10 protein-coding genes are annotated in these 13,437 nt (G+C 47.8%); 6 read left to right on the top strand and 4 right to left on the bottom strand.

Annotated elements, in window-relative coordinates:
* The first annotated feature begins 65 nt into the window (after positions 1 to 65).
* From N836_RS49460 to N836_RS49450, 4 genes are all read left to right on the top strand, one after another.
* Positions 66 to 2,522, top strand: coding sequence for a COR domain-containing protein (locus N836_RS49460; RefSeq protein ID WP_023072182.1), 2,457 nt, complete (start codon positions 66 to 68; stop codon positions 2,520 to 2,522).
* Positions 2,523 to 2,786: 264 nt separating this feature from the next.
* Positions 2,787 to 3,134 (top strand): hypothetical protein, encoded by a 348-nt coding sequence (locus tag N836_RS0137730; RefSeq protein WP_023072181.1) that lies wholly within the window; start codon positions 2,787 to 2,789, stop codon positions 3,132 to 3,134.
* 120 nt (positions 3,135 to 3,254) lie between these two features.
* On the top strand, positions 3,255 to 4,631 hold the full coding sequence (locus tag N836_RS49455) for an FAD-dependent oxidoreductase (protein ID WP_081716837.1): 1,377 nt from the start codon (positions 3,255 to 3,257) through the stop codon (positions 4,629 to 4,631).
* Positions 4,632 to 4,750: 119 nt separating this feature from the next.
* Complete coding sequence (locus N836_RS49450; RefSeq protein WP_023072179.1) at positions 4,751 to 5,935, top strand: SGNH/GDSL hydrolase family protein; 1,185 nt, start codon at positions 4,751 to 4,753, stop codon at positions 5,933 to 5,935.
* 66 nt (positions 5,936 to 6,001) lie between these two features.
* Here N836_RS49450 and N836_RS49445 read toward each other — a convergent pair whose 3' ends face one another.
* Together N836_RS49445 and N836_RS49440 are read right to left on the bottom strand one after the other, a co-directional pair.
* Positions 6,002 to 6,997: a pentapeptide repeat-containing protein gene (locus tag N836_RS49445; protein ID WP_023072178.1), complete on the bottom strand. Its 996-nt coding sequence runs from the start codon at positions 6,995 to 6,997 to the stop codon at positions 6,002 to 6,004.
* A complete protein-coding gene (locus N836_RS49440) occupies positions 6,990 to 8,795 on the bottom strand; it encodes an adenylate/guanylate cyclase domain-containing protein (protein WP_023072177.1) in 1,806 nt (601 codons plus the stop codon). Before N836_RS49440 ends, N836_RS49445 begins: the two co-directional genes overlap by 8 nt.
* Positions 8,796 to 9,346: 551 nt before the next feature.
* Here N836_RS49440 and N836_RS73165 point away from each other — a divergent pair.
* Positions 9,347 to 10,093, top strand: a complete 747-nt coding sequence (locus N836_RS73165) for a leucine-rich repeat domain-containing protein (protein ID WP_161634959.1) — start codon at positions 9,347 to 9,349, stop codon at positions 10,091 to 10,093.
* A gap of 20 nt (positions 10,094 to 10,113) precedes the next feature.
* On the opposite strand, the gene N836_RS49430 is transcribed toward N836_RS73165, so the two are convergent.
* A complete protein-coding gene (locus tag N836_RS49430) occupies positions 10,114 to 11,283 on the bottom strand; it encodes a 1-acyl-sn-glycerol-3-phosphate acyltransferase (protein ID WP_023072175.1) in 1,170 nt (389 codons plus the stop codon).
* Positions 11,284 to 11,657: 374 nt separating this feature from the next.
* On the opposite strand from N836_RS49430, the gene N836_RS49425 reads away from it, so the two are divergent.
* Positions 11,658 to 12,449, top strand: coding sequence for an SGNH/GDSL hydrolase family protein (locus N836_RS49425; RefSeq protein ID WP_023072174.1), 792 nt, complete (start codon positions 11,658 to 11,660; stop codon positions 12,447 to 12,449).
* 398 nt (positions 12,450 to 12,847) lie between these two features.
* On the opposite strand, the gene N836_RS49415 is transcribed toward N836_RS49425, so the two are convergent.
* Positions 12,848 to 13,096, bottom strand: coding sequence for a hypothetical protein (locus tag N836_RS49415; protein WP_023072172.1), 249 nt, complete (start codon positions 13,094 to 13,096; stop codon positions 12,848 to 12,850).
* Between the last annotated feature and the right edge of the window lie 341 nt (positions 13,097 to 13,437).

The raw sequence follows: 13,437 nt of genomic DNA, 5'->3' as shown, positions 1-13,437 counted from the left end.
TACCTATTTTTTAGGCTATCCTACCTGTGCAAATGTGGATACTATAAAATCCTTATTCCTTAGATTTGAGTGGTAATTTGCTAGAAAATATTCCTGACTGGATAGCCCAACTAAAAGATTTAGTCACTCTCATAGCTTTCACCAATCAAATCAAAGAGATTCCGGATTCTATCGCTCAGCTACAGACACTCACTCACCTCTACCTCGCCGACAATCAAATCAAAGAGATTCCAGATTCCATCGCTCAGCTACAGGCACTCACTCATCTTGACTTTAGTTGCAACCAAATCAAAGAGATTCCAGACTCCATCGCTCAGCTACAGACACTCACTCACCTCTACCTCATCTCTAACCAAATCAAAGAGATTCCAGATTCCATCGCTCAGCTACAGACACTCACTCACCTCTACCTCGGCGCTAACCAAATCAAGGAGATTCCGGATTCTATCGCTCAGCTACAGACACTCACTCATCTCAACCTCAGCTATAACCAAACCAAAGAGATTCCAGACTCCATCGCTCAGCTACAGACACTCACTCACCTCTACCTCATCTCTAACCAAATCAAAGAGGTTCCAGATTCCATCGCTCAGCTACAAGCACTCACTCATCTCTACCTCTTCTCTAACCAAATCAAAGAGATTCCAGATTCCATCGCTCAGTTACAGACACTCACTCAGCTCGACCTCAGTTATAACCAAATCAAAGAGATTCCGGATTCTATCGCTCAGCTACAGGCACTCACTCAGCTCGACCTCTTCTCTAACCAAATTAAAGAGATCCCTAAAAGCTTAGAAAGCTCAAAGCACTTAGAACAATTGGATATTCGTCAAAATCTACTTCCGATTGCACCAGAAATCCTTGGCCCCCCAGAAGACCATGAAGATCCGGGCCCTGTATCTGAAATTTTCAACTACTGTCAACAGCTTCGCAGCGGGAAAGTGCTTCCTCTCAACGAAGCTAAGCTTATTCTCGTGGGACAGGGTAGCGTCGGCAAAACCTCTCTTATTAACCGTCTTATTAACGATTACTTCAATCCCAACGAAAAAAAAACCGATGGGCTCAACGTCACCAACTGGATGATCAACGTCAACACGAAAGATGTTCGTCTCAACGTATGGGACTTTGGTGGTCAAGAAATTTATCACACCACCCACCAGTTTTTTCTTACCAAGCGTAGCCTTTATTTACTCGTCTGCAACTGTCGCACCAGCGAAGAGGAAAACCGTTTAGAGTACTGGCTCAAACTTATTAAAAGCTTTGGCGATAGCTCTCCCGTCATCATTGTTGGCAATAAGCGTGATGAACAACCCTTCGACATTAACCGAAAAGCCCTACGAGATAAATATTCCAATATTAAAGCTATCCTCGAAACGTCTTGTTTAGAGGGAGTCGGGATCGATGACCTCAATCAAGCAATCCTAACAGAAGTCGGCCAGTTAAAAGAGGTCTACGATCTGTTACCGCTCTCCTGGTTTGAAGTTAAAGAGCGACTTGAAAATTTAGATAAAGACTTTATCAAATACTCTAAGTATGAAAATATCTGTGAGCAACAAGGTATTGAAGAGGAAAAAGACCAAACTCAACTCATTGGTTTACTTCATAACCTGGGTTTAGTGCTTAATTACAGTGATCATCCCTTGCTCAAATACACTCATGTGCTTAATCCTGACTGGGTTACTACAGGCATCTACACACTGCTCAGTGATGATGACCTAAAAACTGAATCAAAAGGTCAACTTACCCGGGCCGATCTTATTCGCATACTCCCCCCTGAGCGCTACCCAGAGCATCGTCATATTTACCTCATCGAGCTGATGAAAGAATTCCAGCTCTGTTTTCAGTTGCCCGAATGTAGTCCTGATCGCTACTTAATCCCTGGTATTCTTCCCAAAGAAGAACCTGAAGACACAGACCTGGAAGGCGATACCTTAGAGTTTCAGTATCACTATACTGTTCTCCCCGACAGCATCATTTCCCGCTTTATCGTTCTCACTCATGAAAAAATCCATGAGGAAACTTACTGGCGTAGTGGCGTTATGCTCGCCTACACAGAAGGTGACGAAATCTATAATGTCGCTCGTGTTAAAGCCGACCCAGCTGACAACAAAATCTTTATCGCTGTCAGCGGCAAAGAATCCACCCGAAGGCTTTTTCTCGGACTCATACGCGATGTCTTCAAAAAAATCCATGCCAATTTTGCCAAGCCCAGCGAGTGGGTACCAGTCCCTAATCATCCTGATCATCCACCCCTTGACTATCAAGAACTACTGGGTCTAGAAGACATGAGCAAACAGAGCGTTGTCATTGGCAAGCTGAGGCTTGAACTCAATCTTCGGCAACTTCTTGACGGTTACGATCCTATTGAAATCCGACGACTCAAACAAAAGAGAGTAGAAATAAAAAACACTGGAGACGGAGTAAGCATTTCTGTCAATAACACTCCTACTAAAATCATCCAACAAGGCAATAGAGACAATGTTGCCGGAGACTATATAGAAGGAGATAAAATAGGCACATAAACAAAGAAATCTAAAACTATCCTAAGATTAATCGACTAATTCCTATGAATTTGCCAGCCTGCCTAAAGTTAATCGACGTATTGCCTTAAAATCTGCCCTACCAGAACATAATCTTACTGCTGGCCAAGTCGGTACTCTCGTCGAGGAACTAGCCCCAACGTCTACGAAGTCAAATTCAACGACAACCATGGCCAAACCTACGCCATACTGCCACTCCACACTGACCAAGTCCTCAAACTAATCCATAAACCGGGAAAACCAACCATGGGCAACACCATCCACCAATACGGCTCCGGTGACAACATCGCAGGAGACAAAGTCATGGGCAACAAAATCAACACCCAAATCAACAACAGCCAAGACCTCACCCAAGCCGCTAAAGATATCAAAACTCTACTCACCCAACTCGAAAACGACTACGACCCCACCACACCCGTCGGTCAAACCATGATGACTGCCAAACTAGTCGAATCCGTTGACAATAACCCTACACTCAAAGCCCGCGTTATCAACGCCCTTAAAGAAGGTGGCAGCACAGCCCTCGAAGAGGCTATCGATCATCCAGTTGTCAAACCCGTCGTTGCGGCACTAAAAGGCTTTATGGATGCGTGATTGCCTTGATTAGCTCTTGGCGCATCGCTAAAACGATTGAATGGTGAGCGGTGCACACCCTACGGTGTTGATCGGATGGCCAACGCGATACTCTAATGGTGCATGCCTATTCAATCTGCCATGTCCCGACAAAAAATTGTAATCATCGGAGCAGGTCCTGCAGGGCTCTTGCTAGCCCATTACTTGCTGCGTCGCCAGCAATACTACATCGAAATTTACGATCGCCGCCCCGACCCACGCCAGGTCAACCCTGACGAACAACGTTCATTTCCCATTTCTCTCCAAAAACGAGGCCGCAAAGCATTGCAGGCCATCCCTGGACTAGAAGCAGCGATCGCACCCCATGCCATCATCTGTCAGGGCACCGTCATCCACAACAACACCAAAACCCGCGATATCCAACGCAAGAATTCCGTACTGACCATTGACCGTAACCGCCTGGTGTTAGCCCTGCTCGAACAGCTAACCAGCACATATCCAGACAGTGTTCTCAAACTGCACTTCAACTGTACCTGTCAGCGGCTCGATCAACAAACCGTCAGCTTCCTCAACGCCACCGATCATCCTTTTTCCATCAGTTATGATCGCCTGATCGGCGCTGACGGAGCCAGATCTCAAGTCAGACAACAACTCGCTGACCACCACGGGCTCACTTGCGAACAAATCTATGTTCCTGATGCCTACAAGTCCATTTTTCTCTCCAGAACCAACCCAGACAAAAATATAGAGCTAGCTCCCGAGCGTATCCATACGTCTAACCTGGGTCGCAACAGCCGTATTGTTCTTGCCCCGCAGCCCGGCGATAAGCTCCACGGTGCATTTATCTTTAATGCAGACAACAATCCCTTTGAAGAATTTACGAGTAAAGAAGAAATTCTGGCCTATTTTGACGAGAAACTGCCAGTCTTTCGAGAACTCATGAGTGAAGCAGAAGCGGAGGATCTACTGCATCGTCCAGTGGCTCGCCTGGTGAGCGTCAAGTGCGATCGCTTCCACCAAGGCGAACATATCCTACTCGTCGGTGACGCCGCCCATGCCGTCTCCCCCTCCATCGGCCAAGGTTGCAACTCATCCCTGGAAGATATCGAAATCATCAACCAGCTGCTCGACCAATTTCAGGACAACTGGTCCCAGGTACTACCCCAGTTCTCCCAACAGCGAGTCCCGGAGGCCCATGCCCTTAAAGACCTATCAGACTACTCATTCCCACGTTCTACACCGCTGGTCATTGAATTTTTCCTGCGGCTGACCCTGGGACGTAAGTTACATCAATGGTTTCCCAAAACGTTTCAGCCCTTTGTATTTGACCTCGTTCTAGACTCAGATCTCTCCTATGGTGAAGTTCTTAAGCTTAGCCAGGGATGGACACGAAAGTCAAACGCTCCATGGCATCATCGACCTCGTCCTAGAAAACCAGCCACTTCATCCCAAATTCATGTCTATATTCTCAAACTTTACAGGGTTTTCATTAAAAAGGGTTGGGAGCTGCTTGAGTAAAAGACAGAGTCCCCCTTATAAATGGAGTAGAACGAGTCAAATAATATTGATATCAGTTCAGTCAACATCTCCTGACTAAAGTACTTTACATAAAGCTGTGTTGAGCGCAGCAAACAGGCATGAAGAAGAAACTGTTAGCTGCAGGGGGTGTGATTCTATCCTGCCTAATTTCTCCGGAAGCAAGGGCTGATTCATTCACAGGTTTAAACATTTTTGGCGATAGTCTAGTCGACTCAGGGAATCTGTTTAACACTAGCGATGCCTTATTTTCTCCTCTGGGCCTGCCAGCAATTCCTCCCAGCCCACCTTACGATCAGAAAAACTCTAACGGACCGATCTGGGTTGAGAATTTGGCTGACGCATTAGGCTTGTCACCAACGCTAGTCACTGACTTGGTGCTCAACCCTACAACCACCCCACCCCCGACTCAAGGCATTAACTTTGCCTTTTCTGGAGCACTATCATCAGATACCCATATCCTAGATGACGATCTTCAGTTCTTGGCAACTCTGTTCCCAGAGTTGCAGGATTTAGTCGATAACAATCCGTTTTTAGGGTTTGAAGATCAGCTGGATGCTTTCACAGCTCTCTCCACTATTGTTCCCGTTGATCCCAATGCTCTCAATATTATCTGGGTCGGTGCCAATGACTATAACGAAGCCTTTTTTAATCCAACTTCGTTAGGAGGAGTGTCACAGGAGGAGTTACCCAATGTTGTTACCGACAATATTATTGACGGCATAACTCGCCTAAGCGATTTAGGTGCTCAGGAGTTTTTAGTTGTGAATCTACCTGATATTGGTGCAGCTCCCTTCGCTGATTTCTTAGATGCTGAAAGTCCGTTAGACATTCCTGAAATCCTTAATGGTCTCGCATTTACCCACAATGAATTGTTATCCGCCAAGCTAGATATTTTTGGCACGAGCCGACCTGATACCACTATCACCACTCTCGATGTGAACACATTGTTCGCTGATATTCTAACGGCCCCAGATGAGTTTGGGTTGACCAACGTTGATGAGTCTTGTTTGATTAATTTCCAACCAGGCTTTGCGTTTGATGGCATCTGTGACAACCCAGATGAGTTTTTCTTCTGGGATAATACTCATCCCACCACAGCTGCCTACACTCTTGTCAGTGACCTGGCATTAGCCACACTGAATGAGCGTACTACATCTGCCGCCAGCGTACCAGAGCCTTCTGCATTGGCAGCTCTATTGGCGATGGGCATCATGGGTGCTGGCACCCTGGCCAGACGACCGCAAAGCGATCGCACCCAACCGCTCAAGGTTAAAACGAGATAACAACAGTGCCCTCACCATCAGCCCCATCATCACAGATGGGGCCGGTGCATCCTCAAGCTCGGCAAATCAATCGATCACCTTCCCGTCAGGCATGGTGGTTCCAGAAAACTGGGCATCCGCTAGATTGGCACTGCTGAGTTCAGCTTTATAGAGAATAGCGTCCCTCAGAATAGCTCCACCCAAATTTGTGCGCCCCAGGTAAGCATTGGTGAGGTCGGCCTGGGTCAGGTTGGCACCACTCAGGTTCGCCCGACTTAGGTCGGCCCGCAGCAGGCGGGCATCAGCCATGACAATTTGGAATAGCTGGGCACCGCAAAGCTTAGTATCGGTAAAGTTAACCCCCTTCAGGTTGGCTCCAGTAAAGTCGCAACCGGACAGGTTTGCCCGCTGAGCACGGGTGCGGGTGAGATTGGCATAGCGCAGATTGGCCCCTTCCAACTGGGCATCTGCCAATGAAGCACCCTTTAAATTGGCTCCATTCAGATTGGCATTGCGCAAATCGGCATCTTTGAGAAAGGCCTCGCTCAGGTTAGCGCCGCTGAGATCCACATTAGCCAGATCCGCACCCTTGAGGTTAGCCCCGCGCAGATCAACTTGACGCAGATGGGCACCGCGTAAAATGGTTTGCTCGCTGCGTAATTCCTGGCGCAGGTTAGCACCGCGCAAACAGGCCCCGGTTAAGTTGGCCCCGCTGAGATCCGCATTGCGCAAATCGGCATCAGCTAAATTCACATCAAATAGGTCGGCCAGGGTGAGGTCGGCTCCCCGTAAATCTGCCCCTTGTAAGCTGGCACCGTGGAGGTTGGCGTCGCTTAAGTTGGTATAGATCAGATTGGCCTGGTTGAGATTGACACCACTCAAGTTGGCATGGCTGAGATTAGCCTGCTGTAAATTTACCCGGCTTAAATAGGAGAACATCAGATCTGTACGCTCCAGATCAGCCTTGGAAAAATTAGCACCGATCAGATCTGATTTTGGGAATTGCAAACCCGCTAAACATAGGCCACTAAAGTCTTTTTGCCCACTGTTGTAACATGCGAGTAGCTCAGCAGCATTATCCATAGGATGCAGGCCTCATAGACGTAACGACAGGAACGGTGGCGCGACCACTATCTACAGGGGTAACGACCTGACTGGGCTCAGCATAGTAGGGCTTGATGGCATTGAGAATAGCAGTGACCACTGGCTCGTTTTCATCGGTGTCTTCTAAGCAATGGACGATGATGGACAGCTTGCTCTCCAGGTCTTGGAAGGATGAACAATAGTTAAAGACCTCTCGTAAAAAGTCTTCTAAGGTTTTACTACGTAATAATGACCATTCTTGTGAACTGCCGGTAAAGGGACTGTAAAGCGTAGAGTGCAGCAAGATTTTGGCCCGCAGCGGGCTGCAATATTTGATGATGTCAAGTCTAAGCTCAAACAGATCAGCGCGATCTTTAACCTGGGCCATATCACCCATGGCGGGACCTTCTAAAGATTTGGCTGAGAAGGCTACGGTATTTTCGGGGTGGATGCCGACCGGCAGATCCCCAAAACAAGTTTCTGGGCTGTCCGTGTCGTTGGCATTGGTTAACCCCGGTGTGGACATGGGGATTAACTCAGTTTGGGCACTGTATAGGGGATGAAAGGCCTTAAAAATGATGTTGACGATTTTGGTATATTTCGCCTTGCGATTGAGATGATGCAGCAGGTGACGTAGCCGAAATTTGAGGTCGTTGGGCGTCGGTGTGAGCTGATAAAGCTGCTGGACCAAGGTGGCTGTATCCGCCTGCTCAATTTTTTGAACGTCGGCTTCCCAAACTTTATGACAGAGACAGTAAAGCACCTTTTTGATCCGGATGAGCTGCGGATCGCGCTCAAGTTCATCGGCCACTTGCTGATAGCGGTCTTTGGCCTCATCTTCTGCCAAGTCGGCCACATCCGCATCAACAAGTGTCGATGCGTCTCCATCAGTCGGAAGCAGGTTAGCAGCCCGCTCAATATATAGTGGCGTAATGGCTTGCAAAATAACCTCGGCCACATCAGAGTAAACCTCTTTGTGGTTGAGGGTTGCCACAATGCGGTACAGGCTTGCCCGGCAATGTTCCACCGTCGGGTTGCGCTGCATCAAGGATTCGATCAGATGCTGTAACGAAAACTGATCCAGGACCGTGATGTCGTTTTCCCACAGATTTTGACAGGTGCCAAAGATCAGCTTTTTGATTCGTAGATGGTCAACATGGTCCTCCAAGGTTTGTAGAGCCTGTTCGAGGGGACTATCAAAGACATAGCCCTCAAACCCTTCGGCAAAGAAGGGGCGGGTCAGTTCCCCATCGCACACATCGATCTCGATCGCAGGTCGGAGTTGATAGGCCGGGACTGATTCTTGGATATTTTTGAGGTTTAACGGCCCTAGAAACGTGGCGTCTAGTTCTAAACGACTTTTGACGACGTCGTAGACCACCTGGGAAACACAAATTTCACCGGGAGCAGCAAAGCTTTCTAATCTGGCAGCAATATTAACGCCATTCCCCATGACATCTGAGTCGTTAATGTAGACATCGCCTAGATGAATACCAATGCGATGGTCAAAACTATCGCGCTTACTATCACCACGCAATTTTTTTTGAATATTTAGTGCACAAGCAACGGCCTGAGCTGCACTAAAAAAGCACATCAACAGACCATCGCCAGTTGATTTAAGTACTTGACCCTTAAACACATTGCATAGGCCAGCAATCTGCTTAAGATCTCGATTGATAATTCCCAGTGCCCGTTCTTCATCAGCGGACATCTGGGCACTAAAACCGACAGCATCAGTTACCACAATTGCGGCAAGGACACGCTGCTGGTTTTGAAGCGATGGCTGCGCTCCTTCCATAGAAAACCTGACTGACAAGACTACCTGATATTAAGATTACCCTGGGCACATAGGGTCTTCCGCACATCATGAAGCAATGAATACGGAATTTGCGGAAGAATTTATCGAGCCTTTTTATATCACGGCATTAAAATCCGTAATTCCTCGATAGACGCGACCCTACTTGATCTCTTAACAAGAGAATCCTGCCTTTTAGTTGGCAATGGGACAATCTTGCGACCGGCTCCTAGATGTCGGACTTGATTTCTCTCCTATGGTAGCAGCTTGATCCGATCATGCTGAGAATGCGCGATTAGTTTACCGGAATATTTAGCGTCGAAACCTGTGTGCTTTTTGATACGGCCGTAACTGTTCTGTATGCTGTTTTACTGTAATCTACAGGGTCATTTTTGCTCGTGTATCAGTGATAGCCAAAGAGATTTTCACTGACCGCATTTTTTAGCTTGCCTGGGGCTCACTAAACACCAAATATAAATGGTTATTAAAGGGTTATGGACCCTGGGTTGATTTGGTGGTCCAATGCTGTTGAGGCTAATGCACAGAAGGGAAGTATGCTCCAACTCAACCATTTGGCAATCAATGTATTGGCTGGCATAGTCGCTGTCTGGGGTACAACTGGAGTCTGGGTTGCGGCCAGTGCTGAGGAATCCATCGAACCGACCTTTACAGATTTGTGTGAGGAATTTCAGGGAGTGTCCGGAAACTGGAACGGTGGGCTGTATAGTCGCCCCTATGCCTGGCAAACGATGGATGCTCTGATGGCAGTGCTGGCAGTTAGTGACTGTGGTGAGGCTGAACAACAACTGACAGTGGTAAGAGTGCTGAGAGGTCCACAGTTACAAACAACGTATTTACCGGATAACGGTTTGATGGTTGATTTTCCTGTAGGGATTGATTTGGAGGTGATTGCGATCGCAACCCCCAATCTCACCGACCTCAACCTCAGCGGCCACGTCATTCCAGATTTAACCCCCATTGCCAGCCTCAATCAGCTACAGACCCTACGTCTGGCCAATGCTCAGCTACAGGACATTAGCCCCCTCACAGCCCTGACCCAGCTCACCACATTGGATATCAGCTACAACCAAATTAACAGCCTGGCTCCCATCGCCCAGATTCCCACCATTCGGTCACTGAATGTTGCCTACAATCCAGTGACCGACATCAGCCCCATCGGAGAAATTCTCACCCCGACCGTGGAACAAGAATGGCAGCTACTCGATCTTAGCGGTATCGATATTGACACCGAAACCTGCCCCGACAACCTAGGAGATATTTGCGAAACCGGCTTTGAATAGAGAGCAGTGATTGGTTGCTGTTATCCCACGTCCAAATTCTCCTGCACCGTTGCCCGCAGCTGTTCCGTCAGTCGATTGACCGTACCAGCTTTATCGCGTCTAAAGTCTTGCACATAGTCTTTCAAATTGATTGGTGTACCCACCCGAAAAATAGCCTGCCGGTGAGCCTTAGGCTGAATATGTTCGATTTGATAAACTTCTCGTTCTAGTCGCATCAGCGTATCGAGAAATCTCTCCGGGGTTGGATCAGCCGCCACATAGCCATCGTAGATGGCATCAAAATTAAGTAACCGTACCGTGGTCCAATAGAGCGCGTCATCTTCCGCCACCGTTTTCGGTTCTTCAGACTCCAGCAGCGCCTGCACCCGATATACCCGTTCTCGAATGGGAGCACCATTAGATTCTAAATTGAGCTGCTGCTCACATTGGGCAATCACATGGTGTCGCAGACGCTTGATACGGTCATTCCAGTCTTGCTCAGGGGCACTGGTGAGGCCAAACTCGGTTTCGATACGGGTGATGATGATGGCTGCGATCGCAAGCAGTCGTTGATAAAAATCATCCGGATCAGCCGGTACTAAACCCAGCTCCTGCTCCAGCCCCTGCAGCGTTGCCGCAATCACCGCCGTCATCGGCTCAGTGTAGCGATACTTCAGCGAGATCGGCACAACATACAGATCAACATCAGGCATTTTCTTAGTCAGCTGAGCAATCACCTGTAGCGGCATCTGAATCGCCCCCGACCGAAACGGCATCACCGTATCATTTTGATAGGAACAGCCCCCTTCCGGAAAAATCACCACCTGGGCATGGGGCTGTTTTAACAAACTCAGGGTCTGAGCAATGCTTGCCCGGTCCCCCAAACCCCGCCGGATAGAATAACAATTCATCCATTGCAAAAACCTGCCCTGGAGTCCCTTAAACGACTCCCGTGCCACAATATAGTGCCACAGCTGGCCAGCCCGCGCCGCCAAGCCAAACAGCACCATGCCATCTTCCATCGTGGGATGATTACAGACATACACCACCCGCGCCCCATCAATGGCCCGCAGCTTAGCCACATCGTCATCAGACACCACTAGACCACAGCGATACAGCTTCTGCAGCGCCAGATACGAAACACTTTGCACCAGCCGGATCAATAACGGCTTGGGTTGGGGTGGAAAAAATAACGTAGTCTCAGGAGCCATAGAGCAAACTGATTTTTTCGGATTCAGACACCAGGATAGTGAATATTAAACTGGTCTGTCGTCAGCTTAGCCAATGCCTACAGGGTAATCAGCTATGACTTGACAGCCCCTGACTTAATCATGCTGATCAAGCTACGATTATTAGCTCTACCAAAATGTGACTGACAATCTCTAGTAATGCGGCTACCATACCCTAGCCTCACATAGATTTTCCAAACCTTTAAAGCCGTCAGGAAACACCCACCACTCATCAATTCAGGGCATCCATACTAGTTTCGCTGACTACAACTTGGAACAAATTAGGCTGGAACATTAGTCTTCAAGCTCCATCACACCGCTCCCGTTCAAGTCGAACCCATCACGCACACGGCCCTATGAAATTGGTCAAGGTTAGCTCACTACTGTTGTATTTGGGGATACCTGCTGTAGGTGCTTCAGTAGCACTCAATTTTTTCCTCTATGGACAGCTCAAAAAATACTATGTTGAACTCAACCAAGTTCGCTTAGATCCACTAGGACTCAGTTACTATACCCCAAAGCCCAAACTGGAAGATAAGGGAGAGAACAAACGAGTAATTTTTTTTGGAGATTCTAGAGCCGCAGACTGGCCAGCTCCTAGTATTGAAGGATACGAATTCTTTAATCGTGGTGTGGGTGGTCAAACATCTGCGCAAACTAGCCAGCGCTTTGATTTTCACGTTAGCGAGTTAGAGCCTGATGTTGTTGTCATTCAAGTTGGCGTGAATGATTTAAAGGTCATTCCACTGATGCCCGAAGAGCGCAATGTTATTATCGATCTCTGTCGTGCCAACATTCGCCAGATGGTTGAAGATGCTAAGGAATTAGGTGCAACTGTTATTATTAGCACGATTCTTCCAGTGGGCGAAGTTCCCCTTATGCGCCAGCCTGTTTGGTCAGACGACATAGTCCAAGCTATTTATGAAGTCAATGGCTACATTGACTCTTTAGCTGATGACCAGGTGTTTGTGTTTGATGGGTTTTCTGCCATTGCCGATGAAAAAGGACGGTTAGCAGAAGACTTTCGCAAGGATGAATTGCACTTGAATGCTCAGGGATATACAGCTTTAAATGAGGCCTTTGTTGAATTTGTGAACACTGCAGAGCTACCTAATAATTCTGAGATTGCTGAACTAGAAGCGTTTTAGGTACTGCTGAAGACAATTCAAACGTAGTTAAAGAATAGGAAGCGTTTTTTGTAAACTCTCTTTGCTGGGTTTATGGATATGGTAGCTTTAAGTGATGACTGGTTGCCCCTAGCCCCCAGAAATTGGTAGAGGAAAATCCGTTTACCAACGAATACTCCTTAATACGACAACTGGTAAAGAAGCCATCAGTTATCCAGGCCCCCCTAGCCCCCCAACTCTGGGGGGAACAAGACTCAAAGCCCCTAGAAATCAGGAATTTGGGGGGCCTGGATAACCTGAATCCACTGGGACCGTTGCTTGAGCAAAGAAATATCTTTTGGTTAGAGAATCAACCCTACCAGAACTGGGGGCAATGAGATAGATTCCTACAAGCTTTGCGGTCTTTTGGGAAGATTGTATTACGACTTAATTGCTACCCGTTTGGTCAAAATCGCCATTACCTCATTGGGGCGTCCGGTCGAAATTGGTTTACTCCAGTCGTTAGGTTCGGCGTAGTGTCGTTTGTGCAGATCCTGAATCGTTAGCCGCACTGCCGTAAGACTGCCAAATACCAGGTGCCGGACGGTTTCGTATTGATGCTCGGGTAGTGGGTCGGTCCCAAGCGCAAGCGTAGACGCCACAGCGCCTTCAGTCATATTGAGAAACATAAGCTTTGGTCTCCAGATGTTTAGGAAGAAACCAAAGCTCAAGATTCAGCTACCCCGAGAATGGATGCAAACCGGGGTAGCAATAGGATAAAGTATCCCAAGCCTGTGCGACACGAAGTCGCTCGAACGAGTGCTGTTGTGAAACATTGCAATAGCCAAACCAGTGTCTAGGTGAGTCCTCAATTCATCCATGCGTCATCGGTAACGATGGGGTGTGAAGCGATGGATAAAGCCGAAGGGAACTGAGAGCCCCAATTCGGTGCCCCGGTGAGAGGAAGTATCCGCGGATAAACGATAAGTGAACCGGCCTTAGGTTGCGACATAGATAGGTCAGCGAAAGG

The organism is Leptolyngbya sp. Heron Island J (genome assembly GCF_000482245.1).
Classification (GTDB): domain Bacteria; phylum Cyanobacteriota; class Cyanobacteriia; order Phormidesmidales; family Phormidesmidaceae; genus Leptothoe.
Note: the sequence above shows the minus strand (reverse complement) of the source record. Positions and strands in the feature narration are given on the sequence as shown.

Coding starts and splice junctions, on each gene's coding strand:
- N836_RS0137730 (WP_023072181.1), top strand. CDS start 2,787: ATGGGCAACACCATCCACCAATACGGCTCCGGTGACAACATCGCAGGA.
- N836_RS49455 (WP_081716837.1), top strand. CDS start 3,255: ATGTCCCGACAAAAAATTGTAATCATCGGAGCAGGTCCTGCAGGGCTC.
- N836_RS49450 (WP_023072179.1), top strand. CDS start 4,751: ATGAAGAAGAAACTGTTAGCTGCAGGGGGTGTGATTCTATCCTGCCTA.
- N836_RS49445 (WP_023072178.1), bottom strand. CDS start 6,997: ATGGATAATGCTGCTGAGCTACTCGCATGTTACAACAGTGGGCAAAAA.
- N836_RS49440 (WP_023072177.1), bottom strand. CDS start 8,795: ATGGAAGGAGCGCAGCCATCGCTTCAAAACCAGCAGCGTGTCCTTGCC.
- N836_RS73165 (WP_161634959.1), top strand. CDS start 9,347: ATGCTCCAACTCAACCATTTGGCAATCAATGTATTGGCTGGCATAGTC.
- N836_RS49430 (WP_023072175.1), bottom strand. CDS start 11,283: ATGGCTCCTGAGACTACGTTATTTTTTCCACCCCAACCCAAGCCGTTA.
- N836_RS49425 (WP_023072174.1), top strand. CDS start 11,658: ATGAAATTGGTCAAGGTTAGCTCACTACTGTTGTATTTGGGGATACCT.
- N836_RS49415 (WP_023072172.1), bottom strand. CDS start 13,096: ATGTTTCTCAATATGACTGAAGGCGCTGTGGCGTCTACGCTTGCGCTT.